Raw genomic sequence first — 20,014 nt, 5'->3', positions numbered from 1 at the left:
ACGCTGCCCCGCGTCAAGCTGCACTGACGCGCGCCGGCTGTTCCATGGGGGATCGGCAACAGGATGCGCGCAGCGCGTATCCTGTTGCCTCTGACAACCCCCCGAGGAGCGCCGCATGCTGAAGCCCGAAATCGATAGCCTGGTCCCGCACGTTCCCTTCAACCGGCGTACCTTCATCAAGGCAGCGCTCGGCACCGGTTTCGCGGCGGCCGTAATGCCGGTGTCGGCGCAAACCGTCCATACCGGCAGCGACGGCCTCGAAGCCGGTGAAGTCGCGTTTCGCTCCGGCGGCACGCTGGTGCCGGCCTATCGTGCGCAGCCCGCAGGCAAGACGCATCTACCGGTGATCCTGGTCGTGCATGAGATTTTCGGTGTGCACGAGCATATCGCCGATGTCTGCCGGCGTTTCGCGAAGCAGGGCTACCTGGCAATTGCACCGAACCTCTACGAGCGCGAGGGCGACCCGACCGTCTACACGAGCATGCAGCAGTTGAACGAGCAACTGGTCAGCAAGGTGCCCGACGAGCAGGTGCTGGCCGACCTCGATGCCGCTGCTGCATGGGCGGGCGAGAACGGTGGCGATCTGAACCGGCTTGGCGTGAATGGCTTTTGTTGGGGCGGACGCATCGCGTGGCTGTACGCCGAGCACAATCCGCGGGTGAAAGCGGGCGTCGCCTGGTATGGCCGCGTGACCGGTGCGAAGAATGCGATCACGCCGGCCAATCCGCTCGACCTTGTGGCGCACCTGCATGCGCCGGTGCTCGGTCTATATGGACGCCAGGATCAAAGCATCCCGCAGGACACGCTCGAACAGATGAAGCAGGCGATCGCGCAAGGTCCCCAAGCCGGACGTGGCTCGCAGTTCGTCGTGTATGACGACGCGGGTCATGCGTTCTTCGCCGACTACCGGCCGAGCTACAGGAAGGCCGACGCCGAGGACGGCTGGCGTCGCGCGCTCGTGTGGTTCAAGCAACATGGCGTGGCTGGAGATAGCGCGCCGACTGGGGTGCACCCGCGAAAAGTCACCCCGGAGGACGCAGGCTGACTACCGGCTTTCGCGAAATCGTCGTGTGGGGTGTCGTTGATCCGACGATCCGATGAAAAAGGCCGTTGCCGCTTCGATGCGGCAACGGCCTTTTTTGTCTGGCTACCAACAGCTATTCGCGCTGGCCAAGGTTCAAGAATTCGGTCCTGTCGCGATCGGCCGCTTCGGGTCGGCGCTCCATTCGCTCCACGATCCCGCGTACAACGCCGAGCCATGCAGGCCGGCAATTTCCATCGCGAGTGAATTCACGCAGGCGGTCACGCCCGAGCCGCACTGCAGCACCACGTGCTCCGGTGGCGTGTCGCCGAGCAGCGCGTGGAATTCCTCGCGCAGCGTATGTGCCGGCTTGAAGCGGCCGTCGGCGGTGAGGTTGTCCTTGAAGAAGCGGTTGAGCGCACCCGGAATGTGGCCGCCGACGCGATCGAGCGTTTCGTTTTCGCCGCGATAGCGATCGGCCGCGCGCGCATCGACCACGACGCGCTCCTTCGAGCCGAGATTGCGCTCGACCGTCTGCGCGTCGACAGTGACCGCGAGCGGCGCGCCAGCGTTGAAGTCGCCGGTGTTTTGCGCGGGCGCGTCTTGCGTCAACGGTTTGCCGGCGGCCTCCCAGGCTTGCAAGCCGCCGTCGAGCAGCGCGACCGCGTCGTGTCCGAGCCAGCGCAGCAGCCACCAGACGCGCGCCGCGTACATGCCGCCTTGCGCGTCATACGCAACGACCTGCTGGCCTTGCTTGAGGCCGCGCGATTCAAGCGTTTCGACGAGCCGCGCGCGATCCGGCAGTGGATGGCGGCCATTCGAGCCGTCCTTTGGCCCCGACAGGTCGCGATCGAGGTGCAGATAATGCGCGCCCGGCAGATGGCCCGCCAGATAAGCTTTCTCGCCCGCTTCGGTATCGGCGAGATCGAACCGGCAGTCGATGACGAACACGCTGCCCGGCGCTGCCGCGAGCCGCTCCGCGAGATTGGTCGCCGAGATCAGGGTGGTGTAGTGGGTGTGGGACATGGTGTCTCCTGGACGCGGACGATGACGGCTCCGGCTGCGCGCTTTCGAGTGCGCGGGCGGAGGGCCCGCCTATCCCGGTAGTCTAAACAAAAAAAGACGGGCGAAGCCCGTCTTTCCCTGCATTGATACATGCGCGACGCCGCGCGACTCAGATCTTGCCGAGTTCGCGCCGCAGAAACTCGTGGAAGTGCTGCATGCCGTCTTCCATCGGGCTCTGATACGGACCGACCTGCGACTCGCCACGCTCCATCAGTGCGCGCCGGCCGGCGTCCATGCGCTCGGCGATTTCGTCGTCTTCGCGGGCCGTTTCCATATAGGCGGCGCGCTCGGCTTTGACGAAATCGCGTTCGAACAGCGCGATTTCCTCGGGGTAATAGAACTCCACGACATTGGTGGTTTTCTGCGGCCCGCGCGGAATCAGCCACGACACGACCAGCACGTGCGGATACCACTCGATCATGATGCCCGGGTAGTACACCATCCAGATCGCGCCGAATTCGGGCGGATTGCCGCCGCGAAAGCGCAGCACTTCGTCGTGCCACTTGCGATAGGTCGGGCTGCCGGGCTGTTCGAGCGCCTAGTGCACGCCGACCGTCTGCACGCTGTACCAGTCGCCGAACTCCCACGTCAGATCGTCGCAATTGACAAAGCTGCCGAGGCCCGGATGGAACGGTGCGACGTGGTAGTCCTCCAGATAGACCTCGATGAAGGTCTTCCAGTTGTAGTTGCACTCGTGGACTTCGACGTGATCGAACATGAAGCCCGAAAAGTCGAAATGCCGGCTTGGGCCAAGACGGGCGAGATCTTTCGCGACGTTGCGTCCCTGCGCCTCGAACAACAGGCCCTGCCAGTTCTGCAGCGGCGTTGCGCCCAGATTCAGGCACGGGTTGTCGGCGAAATGCGGCGCGCCGAGCAGCTCACCCTTCAGATCGTACGTCCAGCGATGCAGCGGACAGACGATGTGTTGCGTCTGACCGCGACCGTTGAGCATGATGGCTTGCCGGTGCCGGCACACGTTCGACAGCAACTGGACTTGCGATTGCTGGTTACGAACGAGCACCCGCCCTTCGCGTTCGCTGGGCAAGGCAAAGTAGTCCCCGTTTTCGGGCACCATGAGATCGTGACCGATGTAACGAGGGCCTTTCCTGAAAAGGGTGTCGATTTCGCGCGTAAGAAGCGCTTCGTCAAAGTAAGCCGTGACTGGCAGCTGGCTGTGTACAGACCGCAGCTGCAATGCATTGCTCAGATTGGACATTCCCACTCCCGATGAAGACGTGAAAGCAGTGAACAACCCAACCATCGAAGATTCGATTTAGGGAACCGGCGATTATACCTGCTTCCCAACTGCTGGGGCGCTTAAGTGACTGATTTGGGTCAAAAATGTCGAGAAAGTTCGGCATTTTCGCCGCAGACCTTACTGCTTTTTTCTGCGAGACTTCGGAGGCGAAGCGTCCGAAAAACTGGTTGAAGGCGAGCTCGGACTGAAGTGGAGCGGCGGCTCGCAGCGTGGCAAGCGGGTCGGAAAGGTTGCTTTTGCCGTAGAATGTTCGACTTGTTTTAATTTTGCGACTATTCATGGCGAAGACTGCATCGAAAGATACCGCCGCCGCGCCAGCCGAAAGCGGTGATACCGCGCCGCTGCCCGAGAATTACGAGGCCGCGCAGGCGGAACTCGAAGAACTGGTCGCGCGCATGGAAGGCGGTAGCCTGAGCCTCGAGGAATCGTTGGCCGCCTACCGGCGCGGAGCGGCGCTTGTCGCATTCTGTCAACAGCAGCTCGAAAAGGTCGAGCAGCAGGTGCGCGTGCTCGACGGCGAGACGCTCAAGCCGCTGCCCATGAACACCGCAGGCACAGCCGCTACTGAAAGCGGGGACGACGACCTATGACATTCGAACAATGGATGCGCTCGGTGCTCGAACGCGTCGAAACGGCTCTCGAGCACTACCTGCCCGCCGAGGTGACCGAGCCTGGCAAGCTGCATGAGGCGATGCGTTATGCAGTGCTCGGCGGCGGCAAGCGGGTCCGGCCGCTGCTGTGCCACGCGGCCGGTGAGCTGACAGGCGCGCGCGCCGAATGCGTCGACGCGGCGTCGGCGGCACTGGAAATGATCCACGTCTACTCGCTCGTCCACGACGACATGCCGTGCATGGACGACGACGAACTGCGCCGCGGCAAACCGACGGTTCACGTCAAGTATGACGAAGCGACCGCGCTGCTCGTCGGCGACGCGCTGCAATCGCAGGCATTCCTTGTGCTCACCTCCGACGTGTTGGCCGCGCAGCAGCAGGCGTCGCTGGTGCGCGAACTCGCACTCGCGAGCGGCTCGATCGGCATGTGCGGCGGCCAGGCGATCGATCTCGCCAGCGTGGGCCATACGCTCACGCGCCCGCAACTCGAAACGATGCATCGGATGAAGACCGGCGCGTTGCTGCGCGCGGCGGTGCGCATGGGGGCGCTGGCCGGCGAGGCGCCCAGCGCTGACGCGATGCGCTCGCTCGACGCCTACGCCGCCGCGGTCGGCCTCGCGTTCCAGGTCGTCGACGACATTCTCGATGTCACGACCGACTCGGCAACGCTCGGCAAGACCGCTGGCAAGGACGCGAAGGACGGCAAGCCGACCTACGTGTCGATTATTGGGCTCGACGCGTCGCGCGCGCTCGCGGCGCAACTGCGCAGCGACGCTCATACCGCGCTCGCGCCGTTCGGCGCGCGCGCGCAGCGTCTTGCCGAACTGGCTGACCTGGTGGTCAACCGGGTCAGCTGAACGCGAAAGCCTGCCGCCGCGCACCCTCCATCCCCGGGGTGCATGTATGAAGCGCGGGCGCGTAAGTTTTCCTACAATGGAACGACGATGTACGACTTGCTGAAAACCATCGACGACCCGGCAGCCCTGCGCCGCCTCGATCGCCGTCAATTGCAACCGCTTGCCGACGAGCTGCGCGCTTTTGTGCTCGACAGCGTATCGCAGACGGGCGGCCATCTTTCGTCCAACCTCGGCACGGTCGAGTTGACCATCGCTCTGCATTACGTGTTCGATACGCCGCACGACCGGATCGTCTGGGACGTCGGCCATCAGACCTATCCGCACAAGATCCTGACGGGCCGCCGCGACCAGATGCACTCGCTGCGCCAGCTCGGCGGCATCTCGGGCTTCCCGAAGCGCGACGAATCGGAATACGACACGTTCGGCACCGCGCACTCGAGCACGTCGATTTCGGCCGCGCTCGGCATGGCGGTCGCGAGCAAGCTGCAGGGCGATAACCGCATGGGCATCGCGGTGATCGGCGACGGCGCGATGACGGCCGGCATGGCCTTCGAGGCAATGAACAATGCGGGCGTCGAAGACGACGTGCCGCTGCTCGTGATCCTCAACGACAACGACATGTCGATTTCGCCGCCGGTCGGCGCGCTGAATCGCCACCTCGCGCGCCTGATGTCGGGCCGCTTCTATGCGGCCGCTCGCGCGGGCGTCGAGCGTGTGCTGCGCGTCGCACCGCCGGTTCTCGATCTTGCCCGCAAGCTGGAAGAGCACGCGAAGGGCATGATCGTGCCGGCTACGCTGTTCGAGGAGTTCGGCTTCAACTACATCGGCCCGATCGACGGTCACGATCTCGATTCGCTGATTCCGACGCTGCAGAACATCAAGGAACTGCGCGGTCCGCAATTCCTGCATGTGGTCACGAAGAAAGGTCAGGGCTACAAGCTGGCCGAGGCCGACCCGGTGCTGTATCACGGCCCGGGCAAGTTCAATCCGGCCGAAGGCATCAAGCCGGCCGCGACGCCGTCGAAGAAGACTTACACGCAGGTGTTCGGCGAATGGCTGTGCGACGCCGCCGAGCTCGATTCACGCGTGATCGGCATTACGCCGGCCATGCGCGAGGGCTCGGGCCTGGTCGAGTTCGAAAAGCGCTTTCCGGATCGCTATTTCGATGTGGGCATCGCCGAGCAGCACGCCGTGACGTTCGCCGGTGGCCTCGCCGCCGACGGCATGAAGCCGGTCGTCGCAATCTATTCGACGTTCCTGCAACGCGCGTACGACCAGCTCATCCACGACGTTGCGCTGCAAAACCTGCCAGTGGTGTTCGCGATCGACCGCGCGGGCCTTGTCGGCGCGGACGGCGCAACGCACGCGGGCGCCTACGACCTCGCGTTCATGCGCTGCATCCCGAATATGACCGTGATGGCGCCGTCGGACGAAAACGAGTGCCGGCAAATGCTGTACACCGCATTGCAGCAGTCGAACCCGTCGGCGGTGCGCTATCCGCGAGGCGCGGGTACCGGCGTCGCAACAGTCAGGCAGATGGCCGCGCTGCCGGTCGGCAAAGGCGAAGTGCGCCGTGAAACCTCCGCGCCCCCCGGCAAGCGCGTCGCGATTCTGGCCTTCGGCACGATGGTTGCGCCGGCGCTCGCCGCAGCCGAACAGCTGGATGCGACGGTCGCGAACATGCGTTTCGTGAAGCCGCTCGACACCGAGCTCGTGCGCCGACTCGCCGAGACACACGACGCGATCGTCACCGTCGAGGAGGGCTGCATCATGGGTGGCGCGGGTTCGGCCTGCGTCGAAGCCCTGCTCGAGAGTGGGGTTATGCGACCCGTACTACAATTGGGCCTCCCTGACCGGTTCGTCGATCATGGGGACCCGGCGAAGCTGCTGGCCGCGTGTGGCCTCGACGCCGCTGGTATCGCCCGCTCGATCCGCGAACGCTTCCTCGCGAGCGGCGCGATCGGCGGTCAATCGTCGGTGAAGCGCGTCGCGTAGGGCGCTGCCGCTGTCGCACCGCTCGATGCCGCTGCCATGTGACGGCGGCCCCGATAATCTCCAGTTTGAATCGACGAGCGTCGCGGCTCGTCACCCAACGCCGGCACGAGCCGGCGTTCGCCGTTGCGCGGGCGCATGCGCACGGCCGCTGGGCGCCTCGAATCCGTCGTTGCACGGCAGTCCTCGATGCAGCGATCTCTTGCGGTGGCCCGGCGTTTTCCAGAAAGGACAAAAAAATGAATCAGATGAATCCGGCGTTTGTGATGCCCGACGTGCAGAGTACGCCCGACACGCGCCAGATCCCGATTCAACGGGTTGGCGTGAAAGGCGTGCGTCATCCGTTGACGGTACGCATGCAGGCCGGCGACGCGCAGCCGACGGTCGGCACATGGAATCTTGACGTGCATTTGCCGGCTGAGCAGAAAGGCACGCATATGTCGCGTTTCGTCGCGTTGCTCGAACAGAACAAGGCGCCGCTCGACGCAGCCACGTTCCGTACGATGCTCGCGGCGATGCTCGAAAAGCTCGAGGCAGAGGCGGGCCGCATCGAAGTTTCTTTCCCGTACTTCGTGAACAAGACCGCGCCGGTGTCGGGCGTGCAAAGCCTGCTCGACTACGAAGTCACGCTGACGGGCGACACCCGCAACGGCACCACGCGGCTGTTCCTGAAAGTGCTGGTGCCGGTTACGAGCCTGTGCCCGTGCTCGAAGAAAATCTCGCAATATGGCGCGCACAATCAGCGCTCGCACGTCACGATCGACGCTGAGCTCAGCGGCGACGTTGCGGTGGAAGAACTCGTGCGCATCGCCGAGGAAGAAGCGTCGTGCGAACTGTGGGGCCTGCTCAAGCGCCCGGACGAAAAGTTCGTCACCGAGCGCGCGTATGAGAATCCGAAGTTCGTCGAAGACCTCGTGCGCGACGTTGCGCAGCGTCTGAACGCGCACGAGCGCATCGTCGCGTATGTGCTCGAAGCCGAGAACTTCGAGTCGATTCACAATCACAGCGCGTATGCGGTGATCGAGCGGGATAAGCGGGTGAGTTGAGATATTTTCAGCCAGGTGCGCCAGCTTAGCTGCTGGCGCATCGATGCATTGAAAAAGCCGCTTGGAGAAGCGGCTTTTTTGTCGCGCGGGAGCCCCACGGCTCAAATCGATTCAGCGCGCCAGCGACGTGAGATCCCAGCGCGGCTTCACTGTAAACGCGTAGTCATTGCCGGCCTGCTCGGGCCAACGCTGCAAGCGCAATGCGCCGGCTAGCGCGATCATCGCGCCGTTGTCCGTGCACAGCGACAAGTCCGGGTAATGCACATAAAAATTGCGTTTTTGCGCGGCGGCCGACAGCGCTTCGCGCAACTGCCGGTTCGCGCCGACGCCACCCGCCACGACGAGCCGGTTCAGCTTCGTGCGTTTGAGCGCGGCGAGCGACTTCGCCGCCAGCACTTCGACGGCGGCATCGACGAAACCACGCGCGAGATCGGCTTTCGCCTGCTCACAGAGATTCGCGCCGCCGAGCTTGTTCGCATGCGTCAGGACAGCGGTCTTCAAGCCGCTGAAGCTGAAATCGAGGTCGCCCGAATGCAGCATCGGACGCGGCAGCACGACCGCGCCGGGCGTGCCGAATTCGGCCATGCGCGAGACTTCCGGGCCGCCCGGATAACCGAGGCCGAGCAGCTTGGCGGTCTTGTCGAACGCTTCGCCGGCGGCGTCGTCGAGCGTTTCGCCGAGTGTCTCGTAGACGCCCACGCCGGTTACGCGCATCAATTGCGTATGGCCGCCGGACACGAGTAATGCGACGAATGGGAAAGGTGGCGGCTCGTCGACCAGCAGCGGCGACAGCAGATGCCCCTCCAGATGGTGGATGCCGATGGTCGGCTTGTCCCACGCCATCGCCAGCGAATTGGCGATGCTTGCGCCGACGAGAAGCGCGCCCGCGAGCCCTGGCCCTTGCGTGTAGGCGATCGCATCGATGTCGCTTGTCGCCACGTTGGCGCGTTCCATTACCTCTTCGAGCAACGGCAACGCGCGGCGGATATGGTCGCGCGACGCGAGCTCCGGGACGACACCGCCGTACTCCCGATGCATCGCGATCTGCGAATGCAGCGCGTGCGCGAGCAGGCCGCGCTCGGTGTCGTAGAGCGCGAGACCGGTTTCGTCGCAGGAGCTTTCGATGCCTAGAACGAGCATGATGAATCGCTTTGAGCGGGCGCACGGACGCGCGCCCGAAGGTGAAAGGTAAGCCTGAAAGTATAGCAGCGCGGGCTTAGGGCGGCAGACGCCGCAAGTCCCGCAGGTACAATGCAGCCCCATGGAATCCTTCGATATTGCGGTGATCGGCGCGGGCGCGGCCGGCATGATGTGCGCGTCCGTGGCCGGGCAACTTGGCCGGCGCGTCGTCCTGATCGACCACTCGCAGCGTCTCGCGGAGAAAATCCGCATTTCTGGCGGCGGGCGCTGCAACTTCACGAATCTGTACGCGGGGCCGGGCAATTACCTGTCGGCGAATCCCCATTTCTGCCGGTCGGCGCTCGCGCGTTACACGCCGCGCGACTTCATGGCGTTGCTCAAGCGGCATCGCGTGACGTGGCACGAGAAGCACAAGGGTCAGCTGTTTTGCGATCAGTCGAGCGACGCGGTCATCGACGTGCTGAAGAACGAGTGCGACGCGGGCGGCGTCGCATGGCGCACGCCGCTTTCCGTCGAAGAAGTGCGCCACGACGGACAACGCGGGTTCACGCTCGGCACTGCGGCGGGAACGATCGCCGCACGCGCGCTGGTGATCGCAACAGGTGGCCTGTCGATCCCCAAGATCGGCGCGACCGATTTTGCGTACCGGCTCGCCAGGCAGTTCGGCCACAAACTGATCGACACGCGCCCCGCGCTGGTTCCTCTGACCTTTGCGTCGGCCGACTGGGAACCGTTCGCGGCGTTGTCGGGGGTGTCGCTCGAGGTGCAACTTGCGACCGGCGATAAAAAGACCGGCGCGGAATTCACCGAGGATCTGCTGTTCACGCACCGTGGCCTGTCTGGCCCGGGGGTGTTGCAGATTTCGAGTTACTGGCAGCCCGGCGAGCCGATTCACATCAATCTGCTGCCGCAGTGCGACGCCGCAACCGCGCTGATCGAGGCCAAGAACGGCACCAAACGTCAGATTGCCAACCTCCTATCGGAATGGGTGTCGCAACGGCTCGCGCATGTTTGGCTCGACACCCACCGGGTGGCTGCCGATTCACGCATGGCCGATCTGCCGGACAAAACACTGCGGCGCGTCGGTGAAGCGCTGTCGCGTTGGACGCTCGTCCCCAACGGCACCGAGGGCTATCGCAAGGCGGAAGTGACGCGTGGCGGCGTCGACACGCGCGGCCTGTCGTCATCGACGATGATGAGCGAGCGCGTCGCGGGCCTGTATTTCATTGGCGAGGCGGTCGACGTCACCGGCTGGCTCGGCGGATACAATTTTCAATGGGCATGGGCCTCGGGGGTCGCGGCCGGCGAGGCCGCCGCGGAGTATGCGCGAGGGGCTTGACGGCGCGGTAGGTTTGTGCAAAAGCTCTGCTATACTCATCAACCTTTACAAAGTTCCGTTATTGAAAAATGACGACCATCCGCGTAAAAGACAATGAGCCGTTCGAAGTCGCGCTGCGCCGTTTCAAGCGCACGATGGAAAAAGCCGGTTTGCTGACGGAACTTCGCGCTCGCGAGTTTTACGAAAAGCCCACAGCAGAACGAAAACGTAAGAAAGCAGCGGCGGTGAAGCGTCATTTCAAGCGTCTGCGTGGCCAGATGCTGCCGAAAAAGCTGTACTGATTCTGACTTTGCCGCGGTTTCGCTTTGGCGACGCGGCAACATACAGGCCGATGGTGGCATCCTGGGCATCCTGGGGGCCATCACGGAGAACCCGGCCCATCGGGCCAGCTGGCAGGGTCGCATCCAATACATACATTGCGCCAACCCGCTTGAGGAAGCCGTCCCAAGCGGGTTTTCGTGTTGATGCGGCGGTACGGCCGCCATTGACCCAGCCGGTTTTAACCCTTCAACGTAATTCAGGGTGAGTGATGAGTCTCAAGGACCGGATCAACGATGATATGAAAGCGGCCATGCGGGCGCGTGAGACGGAGCGTCTCGGCACGATCCGCCTGCTGCTCGCCGCTATCAAGCAGCGCGAAGTCGATGAACGGATCACGCTGGACGACGCTGCCGTGACCGCCGTCATCGACAAGATGATCAAGCAGCGCAAGGATTCGATCAGCCAGTTCGAGGCCGCTGGCCGTACCGATCTGGCCGACAAGGAAAAGGCCGAACTCGCCATCCTGTCCGCCTACATGCCCGAGCAGATGTCCGAGGCGGAAATCGTTGCGCAAGTGCAGGCCGCAGTTACGCAAACCGGGGCCGCCGGCCCGCAGGACATGGGCAAGGTGATGGGCGTGCTCAAGCCGAAGCTTGCCGGCCGGGCCGACATGACCGCGGTCTCCGCGCAGGTCAAGGCCGCGCTCGCCAAATAACTCCGTCTGTTTGTCCGCGCCGTGTGGGTCTCGGGACCGCGCGCGGCGTGGCGTCCGGTTGCGGTGTCGAGCCCGGATCCGGGCTTCGATTTTGAAGCTTTCCTGACAGCGTCGTTTATTGTGATCCCACCGTCATTCCTGCAGGACCTGCTCAACCGCGTCGATATCGTCGACGTGGTCGGCCGGTATGTGCAGCTGAAAAAGGGCGGCGCCAACTTCATGGGGCTTTGCCCGTTTCACAACGAGAAGAGTCCGTCGTTCACGGTTAGCCCGACCAAGCAGTTCTATCACTGCTTCGGCTGCGGCGCTCATGGCACGGCCATCGGTTTCATGATGGAGCACGTCGGCGCGTCGTTTCCCGAGGCGGTCAACGAGCTCGCGCAATCGGTGGGCTTGACCGTGCCGCACGAGCCCTCGCCCGGATATGGTGGCACCGGCGCGGGTGGTTCTGGCGGCTATGCCCCGGCGGCGTCCAAGGCCGTTACCACAGCGCTTTCCGATGTAATGCAGACTGCCTGCGATTACTACCGCAAGCAGTTGCGCGGCGCGCAAAATGCAATCCAGTACCTGAAAAAGCGCGGCCTGACGGGGGAAATCGCGGCGCGCTTCGGCCTCGGCTACGCACCGGATGGCTGGCAGAACCTCGAGGCAGCGTTCCCGAATTACCGCGATGACGCGCTGGTCGAAGCGGGCCTCGTCATCGTCAGCGAAAAGTCCGATGCGCAGGGACAGCACCGCCGCTACGACCGCTTTCGCGAGCGGATCATGTTCCCGATCCGCAATGTGAAAGGGCAGGTGATCGGCTTCGGCGGACGGGTGCTCGACGGCGGCGAACCCAAATATTTGAATTCGCCCGAGACGCCTCTATTTAACAAAGGCAGCGAGCTGTACGGGCTATTCGAGGCGCGCCTCGCGATCCGCGAGCAGCACTATGTGCTTGTTGTCGAAGGTTATATGGATGTAGTCGCGCTGGCCCAACTGGGCTTTCAGAACGCGGTCGCGACCCTCGGCACCGCTTGCACGCCAATTCATGTGCAAAAACTGATGCGCCAGACCGACACGGTGATCTTCAGTTTCGACGGCGATTCTGCCGGCCGCCGCGCCGCGCGTCGTGCGCTCGATGCATGTTTGCCGCACGCGGCCGACAATCGCACGATCCGCTTCCTGTTCCTGCCGTCCGAGCACGATCCGGACAGCTACGTGCGCGAATTCGGCACAGAGGCGTTTGCCGAGCAGGTCGACCGCGCAATGCCGCTGTCACAGTTCATGCTCAACGAAGTTCTGACCGGCAAGGAACTGGATCAGCCGGAAGGCAAGGCACGTGCGCTCTTCGACGCGAAGCCGCTGCTTCAGGCGCTGCCCGCCAATGCGCTGCGCGCGCAGATCATGCACATGTTCGCGGACCGGCTCGATGTGCCGTTCAACGAAGTTGCGGCGCTGTGCGAGGTCGATGCGCGGATCGCGGCGGCGGCGCGCCAGGCGCCCGCCCGGAAGGACCGCCGCAGCGTGACCGGGATCGAGGAAAAGACGCTGCGCAATCTGGTGATGCATCCGCGCACGGTCGCGATGCTCGACGAGGAGGCCGAAGAGGCGCTGCTCACCGTGACCCGGCACGCGGAACTGTTCGCCGAAGTGACGACGCACGCGCGCGCGCTCGGCGATTCCGCGGAGTTCCAGCTATTGTCCGATCTCTTGCGAAACGGCGCGAATGCCCCAACTTTCGAGGAAATCTTTCGCAAAATTCTGGACTATGATGAAAATGTCCGGGATTTGCTGCTCAAAGACCCGCAGGATGTAGTCGTCATTGAGGAGCGGCGCGAGCAGGAACGGATCGTCGGCGAGGAATTGAAGGCGGCGATCCTGAAAATGCGTTATGACGCTTATTGCGACCGTCTGGAGCAGCTATCGAGGCAGTCGCGGCATACGCCGGAAGAATTTGCCGAGTTTTCGGATCTAAACCGGAAGCGGGCCGAGATGAAGCGTCAACTCGGGCTCTAGCGGAGGGGTTCGAGCCTCGGGTGCTATAATTGAAGGTTTCTAGCAGTTTGTTTTTCAAGGGTTTTCCTAGCAAAGGCGAAAAGGCGATGCGATGGCAAAGACTACAGGCGGAACTCAGACTACAGGCTCACGCGCGAAAGAGCGCAGCGGAAAAGTCACCGAGGCCAAACTGACTGCATCCGCCAGGAAAACGTCTGCCGTCAGCGTGGCGCCGGCTGCGGGGAAGAAGTCGTCGACCACTGCGGCCGCGCAGGCGGCACCGGTCCGGGCGGCGAAAGCTGTAGCACCGCCGGCTGTGAAGCGGTCAGGTGTCAGAAGCGCAAGGGAAGCGGCTACCGTCGAGGACGATGCGGCGGCGCGCGTGACTTCAGTATCCACGGCTCAACCGGCTGTTGTCCAACAGCCGGGAGTCGAGACTACAGCCGGTACGGCGAACTCCATGACGAAAAAGCTGAATGAAGTACCCGTCGATGACGATGCAACCCAGACCGAAGAAACAGCTGCCGCCGCACCGGGCAAGGTGGAGAAGGTCAAGGCTCGCGACCGTCGTGCAAAGGAAAAAGCGCTGCTGAAAGATGCGTTTGCGTCGTCGCAGCCGGGCACGGTGGAGGAACTCGAAGAGCGCCGCTCCAAACTGCGCGCGCTGATCAAGCTCGGCAAGGAGCGCGGCTTCCTCACCTACGCTGAAATCAACGATCACCTGCCGGATAACTTCACCGAGAGCGAGGCGATCGAAGGCATCATCAGCACGTTCAACGACATGGGCGTCGCGGTCTACGAACAGGCCCCGGACGCCGAAACGCTGCTGCTCAACGACAACGCACCCGCGGCTTCGTCGGATGACGAAGTCGAAGAGGAAGCGGAAGTCGCTCTGTCCACCGTCGATTCCGAATTCGGCCGCACGACCGACCCGGTCCGCATGTACATGCGCGAGATGGGCACGGTCGAACTGCTCACGCGCGAAGGCGAAATCGAAATCGCGAAGCGGATCGAAGACGGCCTGAAGCACATGGTGATGGCCATCTCCGCCTGCCCGACCACGATCGCCGACATCCTCGCGATGGCTGAGCGCGTCGCCAACGACGAAGCGCGCATCGACGAACTCGTCGATGGCCTGATCGACGCCGACGCGGAAGATGCCGACGGCTTTTCCGCGCAGGAAGCGGAAGCGATCGAAAGCGAGGAGGAGGAAACCGAGGAAGAGGACGAGGACGAGGAAGAAGACGATGGCACGGCGCAAGCCACGGCCAACGCCGCGCAACTCGAAGCGCTGCGTCGCGCGTCGCTCGAAAAGTTCGCGATGATCAGCGAATGGTTCGACAAGATGCGTCGCGCGTTCGAGAAGGAAGGTTACAAGTCCAAGTCGTACCTGAAGGCGCAGGAAACCATCCAGAACGAGTTGATGACGATCCGCTTCACCGCGCGTACGGTCGAGCGTCTGTGCGACACGCTGCGCGCGCAGGTGGACGAAGTGCGTCAGGTCGAGCGGCAGATCCTGCATACGGTGGTCGACAAATGCGGTATGCCGCGCGCGGAATTCATCGCGCGCTTCCCGGGCAGCGAAACGGACCTCGAGTGGGCCGACAAGATCGTCGCCGAAGGTCATGCGTATAGCGCGATCCTCACGCGCAACATTCCGGCGATCCGCGAACAGCAGCAACGTCTGCTCGATCTGCAGGCGCGCGTCGTGTTGCCGCTGAAGGACCTGAAGGAAACCAACCGCCAGATGGCGGCCGGCGAACTGAAGGCGCGTCAGGCCAAGCGTGAAATGACCGAGGCGAATCTGCGTCTCGTGATCTCGATCGCGAAGAAGTACACGAACCGTGGTCTGCAGTTTCTCGACCTGATTCAGGAAGGCAACATCGGCCTGATGAAGGCGGTGGACAAATTTGAATATCGTCGCGGCTACAAGTTCTCCACCTACGCGACGTGGTGGATTCGTCAGGCCATTACGCGTTCGATCGCCGACCAGGCGCGCACGATCCGTATTCCGGTCCATATGATCGAAACGATCAACAAGATGAATCGCATCTCGCGCCAGATCCTGCAGGAAACCGGTCTCGAACCGGATCCGGCAACGCTGGCCGAGAAGATGGAAATGCCGGAAGACAAGATCCGCAAGATCATGAAGATCGCGAAGGAGCCGATCTCGATGGAAACGCCGATCGGCGACGATGACGATTCGCATCTCGGCGACTTCATCGAGGATACGAACACGGTCGCGCCGGCGGATGCCGCATTGCACGCGAGTATGCGCGATGTCGTGAAAGACGTGCTCGACTCGTTGACGCCGCGTGAGGCGAAGGTGCTGCGCATGCGTTTCGGCATCGAGATGAGCACCGATCACACGCTCGAGGAAGTGGGCAAGCAGTTCGACGTGACGCGTGAGCGGATCCGTCAGATCGAGGCGAAGGCGTTGTGCAAGCTCCGTCATCCGAGCCGTTCTGACAAGCTGAAGTCGTTCCTCGAAGGGAACTGATCGCGGCCGGCGCGTATAGCTGGCAATGATGCAATTGAAGGGGCCTTCCGGTCGTTTCGCGCAAGCGAAGCGGTTGCGGAGGCCCCTTTTTCGTGTAGTATGTCGGCCAATCGACGAAATGGCCCGGCCTTCACGCCCGGGTCTTTTTCTTCCAGGGCCGGACGCCGTGTTGGTTGCAGGCAGCGGACTCATAATCCGCCTCCGAAAGGACGTCGTCGGTTCGAACCCGACCCGGCCCACCATCGTTATTCCATCAAGTTCCAGGACGCTCTGTGCCGTTAAGCATAGCGTCCCCACCTGAACACTCAGACTGCCGCGTCCGCCACCGCTTCGTGCTCGAAGCGCTCGGCGCGATACGGATCCAACTGGCTGACCCTCACCCTGTCCAGCAATTCGGTCGTGATGAGTTGCGACAGTCCCGCAGCGAGGCTGATACCCGCGTTCGTCGTGATTGACACAACGCCCGGCAGCGACGCTGAAGCGCTCACCACTGGCAGCCCGTCGGCGGGAATCACGCGCGGCGTTTCCGTAACCTTCTCGACCGCGGCGTCCCTCAGGCCCGGTAATACGCGCGCTGCGATTCGTACCAGTTCTTTCGGATCGGGAGTGCTGGGGTCGCCGACGGGCGAGCCTGAGAAGTGCTTCGCAATCACCACGCGGCCATCGACACGCTGAATCGCGTGGACGTGCGCCCCGAGAATCACTGAATCGAAAAGACGAGGCAACGGCGCGAGATGTACGACGCTGCCAGTGCTGTGGGTGAGCGGCGCCTTCAATCCCGTGCCTTCGACGAGATCCGGATTCGCGATGCCGCCTGCGAAGATCAGGATGTCCGTCTCGCGCTTGCCGCTATCGCTCGTAATCTCGTAGCCAGCCGCAGTCTTTCTGAAGCCTTGGTATGCGTCGTGCGGTGAATAGTGCGCGCCACGCGCAACCGCGGCCTCAAGCATCGTCGATGTCAGTTGTACCGGCGACATTATCCCTTCGTCCGGCGTGTAGAAGATGAACGCCTCGTCACCGGGCTCGAAGCCCGGCTCGATTTCTCGCGCGTCATCCGCGCTCACGCGATATGACGGGCTTCCCCAACGCATACGCCGGTCGAGTTCAGCGGCCAGTTCGACGCCTGTGCGCGGCACGGCAAGGTGCCGTCGCAGGTGCTGTTGCGCTGGATGATTCAGCAGCCGGGCGTCGCGGCGGTGCCGAAGTCGTCGAACGAACAGCGGATCGGCGAGAACATCGACGTGTTCGATTTTTCTCTCGACGACGACGAAGTGCGCCGGATCGGCGCACTTGCCCGACCCGACGGGCGGGTCAGCAAGGCGTCATGGGCGCCGCAATGGGACGTGTGAGTGACGATGTTCCGCGGGTGCCTCATGTACCGGAGCATCGAAAGCGACGAACACCGGTTGGTGACTGACAGCCGGAGCTTTCATCTGCAGCGCCCGATGCGGCAGTCGGCGCGTCCTACGCTTTAAGCGGTGCCCGGCTCTGGTCGTTGTTCAGATGGACGAACTTGCTCAGCAGGCGCATCAGATCGAGCGCGTCCTGTTCGCCCATGCCTTCAAACAGGCTGTCCCGCAGATCGTGCAGCAACGGCGTCAAGCTGTCGAGCAACGCCTCGCCTTGAGCCGTCAGCGCGAGGCGGCGCTGCCGTCTGGGCAGCAACTCTCTGACGATCCAACCCTTGGTTTCCAGACGTGCGGCGATGTCGGCCGTCGTCGACGTGTCGAGGGCCACCTTCTGCGCGAGCGTCACCTGATCGAGCCCGGGGTTCTCTTCGAGCATGCGCAGTACCGCGTACTGCACCGGCGTAATGTCACGACCGAGCTTTTCGTAAAACATCGCCACTGCGATCTGGTTGGCGCGCCGGATCAAGTGGCCGGGCTCTTCGTAAAGATGCAGGGACGCACGCGATGCGTCGGCTGCGTTGCGTTTTTTCATGGGGAGGCGAGCGGTAATGATTCGATGCGCCGCGTATGCGGCGCAGTGGCCCGTTGAGGGAAAACCAGTATACCGCCGTCCTTGCCGGGTCTCCCGACGCTCAGTACACTCGGTCATATTCAGTGTACTGAATGTGAGGATCGCTGGGTACGGTTCGCGTCGTTTGGATCGAACCGTGCCGACATCACGAGGAGACGAAAGCGATGTTTCTGAGGAACGCGTGGTACGTGGCGTGCACCCCCGATGAGATCGATGGCAAGCCGCTGGGTCGCCGCATCTGTGGCGAATCGATGGTGTTTTACCGTGGCGAAGCGGGCGAGGTGATCGCGCTCGAAGATTTCTGTCCGCATCGCGGCGCGCCGCTCTCGCTCGGCTTCGTGCGCGACGGCAAGCTGGTCTGCGGCTATCACGGGCTGCAGATGGGCTGCGACGGCAAGGCCTCGGCAATGCCCGGACAAAGAGTGGGCGGCTTTCCGCCGATCAGGCGCTATGCGGCGCTCGAACGCGATGGATTCGTGTGGGTCTGGCCCGGCGACAGTTCGCAGGCCGATCCCGCGCGGCTGCATCCGCTGCCGTGGGCGAGCGATGCTGGCTGGGCGTACGGTGGCGGCCTTTATCACATCGGTTGCGACTACCGGCTGATGATCGACAACCTGATGGATCTCACGCACGAAACCTATGTGCACGCGAGCACCATCGGCCAGAAGGAGATCGACGAGGCCCCGCCGAAGACCGTGAGCCGCGGCGACGAAGTGGTGACGAGCCGCTTCATGCACGACATCGCGGCGCCGCCGTTCTGGCAGATGGCGCTGCGCGGCAATGGCCTCGCCGACGATGTGCCGGTGGATCGCTGGCAGGTCTGCCGCTTCACGCCGCCCAGTCACGTGATGATCGAAGTGGGGGTGGCGCACGCGGGGCATGGCGGCTACGACGCGCCTGCGCAACACAAGGCGTCATCGATCGTCGTCGATTTCATCACGCCCGAGACGGAAACGTCGATCTGGTACTTCTGGGGCATGGCGCGCAATTTCAGGCCGGACGATGCGGAGCTGACCGCGCAGATCCGCGAGGGTCAAGCGAAAATCTTTGCCGAGGATCTGCAGATGCTCGAGCGTCAGCAGCAGAACCTGTTGGCCTGGCCGGAGCGTTCGCTGCTGAAGCTCAACATTGATGCTGGCGGGGTGTTGTCGCGCAGGGTCATCGACCGTCTGCTGGCCGAAGAGCGATCGCACCAGGCAGGGCGCGAGGGCTTGCCCATCGTGCCGGTTGCGCCGATCAAGCCGGTGGTGTCGACGAAGGAGGCTTCGTGAACGACGCCACGTTGACGGTGGAAGTCGTGCGCAGGTGGGATGAAGCGCACGGCATCTGCGGTTTCGAACTGCGTCGCCCGGATCGCGCGCCGCTACCCCGCTTCGACGCAGGCGCGCATATCGACGCGTATCTTCCGGGCGGGCTCGTTCGCCAGTATTCGCTATGCGGCAATCCGGCGCGCAACGACTGCTACGAAATCGCGGTGCTGCGCGATCCGAACGGACGCGGCGGTTCGATGGCGATGCACGATCAGGTGCACCAGGGTGACTTGATACGGATCGGTGCGCCGCGGAACCATTTTCCGGTGGACGCACAGGCGGCCCACCATCTGTTGCTCGCCGGCGGTATCGGCGTCACGCCGATCCTCGCGATGGCCGAGCATCTCGCCGCTCAGGACACGCCGTTCGACATGCACTACTGCACGCGTTCGCGCGAGCGTGCCGCGTTCGTCGATCGGCTGGCGGCGTCGGCATTTCATCAACACGTGCAGATTCATTTCGACGATGCGGCTGCGCATCAGGCGTTCGATATGGCGGCGGCGATCGCGGCGGCGAGCGCGCACACGCATCTCTACGTGTGCGGTCCGCGCGGCTTCATGGAGGCGGTGCTGGCCGAAGCGCGGGCGCAAGGCTGGGCCGGTCATCGACTGCATCATGAATTCTTCTCAGGTGCGGTGGCGAATGCGGATGCGCGTGAAGAGACCGGCTTCGTGGTGCGCATCGCAAGCAGCGGAGTGTCGGTCGACGTGCCGCCCGGATGCACGGTCGTCGAGTCGCTTGCGCAACACGGTGTGGACGTGCTGACGTCGTGCGGGCAGGGCGTGTGCGGCACCTGCATGACGCGTGTGCTCGAAGGCCAGCCCGAGCACCGTGACAGTTACCTGACTGACGAGGAGAAGGTAGCCGGCGAGTACTTCCTGCCCTGCTGTTCGCGCTCGCGCTCACCCGTGCTGGTGCTCGATCTCTAGTGCGTTCGGTCCC

At 63.3% G+C, this 20,014-nt stretch carries 18 protein-coding genes, 1 tRNA gene and 1 pseudogene; 14 read left to right on the top strand and 6 right to left on the bottom strand.

Going from position 1 to position 20,014, the window contains the following annotated elements; translation table 11 throughout:
* Positions 1-115 precede the first annotated feature (115 nt).
* The gene (locus VGH68_RS10270) at positions 116-1,045 is read left to right on the top strand and encodes a dienelactone hydrolase family protein (protein WP_331603488.1); all 930 of its coding nucleotides are present in this window, start codon (positions 116-118) and stop codon (positions 1,043-1,045) included.
* Positions 1,046-1,177: 132 nt separating this feature from the next.
* Here VGH68_RS10270 and VGH68_RS10265 read toward each other — a convergent pair whose 3' ends face one another.
* The 3 genes and pseudogenes from VGH68_RS10265 to VGH68_RS10255 all read right to left on the bottom strand — a co-directional run bounded on the left by VGH68_RS10265 (position 1,178) and on the right by VGH68_RS10255 (position 3,624).
* Complete coding sequence (locus VGH68_RS10265) at positions 1,178-2,047, bottom strand: sulfurtransferase (RefSeq protein WP_331603487.1); 870 nt, start codon at positions 2,045-2,047, stop codon at positions 1,178-1,180.
* A gap of 148 nt (positions 2,048-2,195) precedes the next feature.
* A pseudogene (locus tag VGH68_RS10260) lies at positions 2,196-3,302 on the bottom strand (aromatic ring-hydroxylating oxygenase subunit alpha).
* Positions 3,232-3,624, bottom strand: coding sequence for a hypothetical protein (locus tag VGH68_RS10255; protein WP_331603486.1), 393 nt, complete (start codon positions 3,622-3,624; stop codon positions 3,232-3,234). Before VGH68_RS10255 ends, VGH68_RS10260 begins: the two are co-directional and overlap by 71 nt.
* On the opposite strand from VGH68_RS10255, the gene VGH68_RS10250 reads away from it, so the two are divergent.
* The 4 genes from VGH68_RS10250 (at position 3,623) to folE2 (ending at position 7,850) form a co-directional block, all read left to right on the top strand.
* Positions 3,623-3,934, top strand: a complete 312-nt coding sequence (locus VGH68_RS10250; protein WP_331603485.1) for an exodeoxyribonuclease VII small subunit — start codon at positions 3,623-3,625, stop codon at positions 3,932-3,934. The two genes, VGH68_RS10255 and VGH68_RS10250, sit on opposite strands and share 2 nt — an antisense overlap.
* Entirely contained in the window at positions 3,931-4,812 is an 882-nt protein-coding gene (locus tag VGH68_RS10245; protein WP_331603484.1) for a farnesyl diphosphate synthase, read from the top strand. Before VGH68_RS10250 ends, VGH68_RS10245 begins: the two co-directional genes overlap by 4 nt.
* 87 nt (positions 4,813-4,899) lie before the next feature.
* Positions 4,900-6,807 (top strand): 1-deoxy-D-xylulose-5-phosphate synthase, encoded by a 1,908-nt coding sequence (dxs, locus tag VGH68_RS10240; protein ID WP_331603483.1) that lies wholly within the window; start codon positions 4,900-4,902, stop codon positions 6,805-6,807.
* Between the two features lie 236 nt (positions 6,808-7,043).
* Entirely contained in the window at positions 7,044-7,850 is an 807-nt protein-coding gene (gene folE2 / locus VGH68_RS10235; RefSeq protein ID WP_331603482.1) for a GTP cyclohydrolase FolE2, read from the top strand.
* 111 nt (positions 7,851-7,961) lie between these two features.
* On the opposite strand, the gene tsaD is transcribed toward folE2, so the two are convergent.
* Positions 7,962-8,990: a tRNA (adenosine(37)-N6)-threonylcarbamoyltransferase complex transferase subunit TsaD gene (tsaD, locus tag VGH68_RS10230; protein WP_331603481.1), complete on the bottom strand. Its 1,029-nt coding sequence runs from the start codon at positions 8,988-8,990 to the stop codon at positions 7,962-7,964.
* A 121-nt stretch (positions 8,991-9,111) separates the two neighbouring features.
* On the opposite strand from tsaD, the gene VGH68_RS10225 reads away from it, so the two are divergent.
* The 6 genes from VGH68_RS10225 to VGH68_RS10200 all read left to right on the top strand — a co-directional run bounded on the left by VGH68_RS10225 (position 9,112) and on the right by VGH68_RS10200 (position 16,024).
* Positions 9,112-10,329: an NAD(P)/FAD-dependent oxidoreductase gene (locus tag VGH68_RS10225; protein ID WP_331603480.1), complete on the top strand. Its 1,218-nt coding sequence runs from the start codon at positions 9,112-9,114 to the stop codon at positions 10,327-10,329.
* A gap of 68 nt (positions 10,330-10,397) precedes the next feature.
* A complete protein-coding gene (gene rpsU, locus VGH68_RS10220; protein WP_331603479.1) occupies positions 10,398-10,610 on the top strand; it encodes a 30S ribosomal protein S21 in 213 nt (70 codons plus the stop codon).
* 248 nt (positions 10,611-10,858) lie between these two features.
* Positions 10,859-11,305 carry a GatB/YqeY domain-containing protein gene (locus VGH68_RS10215; protein WP_331603478.1) on the top strand — a complete coding sequence of 149 codons (447 nt, stop codon included), beginning with the start codon at positions 10,859-10,861 and terminating at the stop codon, positions 11,303-11,305.
* 120 nt (positions 11,306-11,425) lie between these two features.
* Entirely contained in the window at positions 11,426-13,303 is a 1,878-nt protein-coding gene (gene dnaG / locus VGH68_RS10210) for a DNA primase (RefSeq protein WP_331603476.1), read from the top strand.
* Positions 13,304-13,394: 91 nt separating this feature from the next.
* Positions 13,395-15,782 carry an RNA polymerase sigma factor RpoD gene (gene rpoD / locus VGH68_RS10205; protein ID WP_331603475.1) on the top strand — a complete coding sequence of 796 codons (2,388 nt, stop codon included), beginning with the start codon at positions 13,395-13,397 and terminating at the stop codon, positions 15,780-15,782.
* 154 nt (positions 15,783-15,936) lie between these two features.
* Positions 15,937-16,024, top strand: a tRNA-Ile gene (locus tag VGH68_RS10200).
* Between the two features lie 63 nt (positions 16,025-16,087).
* On the opposite strand, the gene VGH68_RS10195 is transcribed toward VGH68_RS10200, so the two are convergent.
* A complete protein-coding gene (locus VGH68_RS10195; protein WP_331603473.1) occupies positions 16,088-16,918 on the bottom strand; it encodes an FAD-binding oxidoreductase in 831 nt (276 codons plus the stop codon).
* Between the two features lie 6 nt (positions 16,919-16,924).
* Between VGH68_RS10195 and VGH68_RS10190 the strand changes: the two genes are divergently transcribed.
* Positions 16,925-17,131, top strand: a complete 207-nt coding sequence (locus VGH68_RS10190) for an aldo/keto reductase (protein WP_331603472.1) — start codon at positions 16,925-16,927, stop codon at positions 17,129-17,131.
* 115 nt (positions 17,132-17,246) lie between these two features.
* Here VGH68_RS10190 and VGH68_RS10185 read toward each other — a convergent pair whose 3' ends face one another.
* Positions 17,247-17,723: a MarR family winged helix-turn-helix transcriptional regulator gene (locus tag VGH68_RS10185; RefSeq protein ID WP_331603471.1), complete on the bottom strand. Its 477-nt coding sequence runs from the start codon at positions 17,721-17,723 to the stop codon at positions 17,247-17,249.
* Between the two features lie 203 nt (positions 17,724-17,926).
* Between VGH68_RS10185 and VGH68_RS10180 the strand changes: the two genes are divergently transcribed.
* Together VGH68_RS10180 and VGH68_RS10175 are read left to right on the top strand one after the other, a co-directional pair.
* Complete coding sequence (locus VGH68_RS10180; protein WP_331603470.1) at positions 17,927-19,033, top strand: aromatic ring-hydroxylating dioxygenase subunit alpha; 1,107 nt, start codon at positions 17,927-17,929, stop codon at positions 19,031-19,033.
* Positions 19,030-20,001 carry a PDR/VanB family oxidoreductase gene (locus VGH68_RS10175; RefSeq protein ID WP_331603468.1) on the top strand — a complete coding sequence of 324 codons (972 nt, stop codon included), beginning with the start codon at positions 19,030-19,032 and terminating at the stop codon, positions 19,999-20,001. Before VGH68_RS10180 ends, VGH68_RS10175 begins: the two co-directional genes overlap by 4 nt.
* The last annotated feature ends 13 nt before the right edge of the window (positions 20,002-20,014 follow it).

Origin of the sequence: Paraburkholderia sp., assembly GCF_036488505.1 — a bacterium.
Lineage (GTDB): Bacteria > Pseudomonadota > Gammaproteobacteria > Burkholderiales > Burkholderiaceae > Paraburkholderia.
The sequence above is the reverse complement of the archived record's forward strand: the minus strand, read 5'-3'. Positions and strand labels throughout refer to the sequence as shown.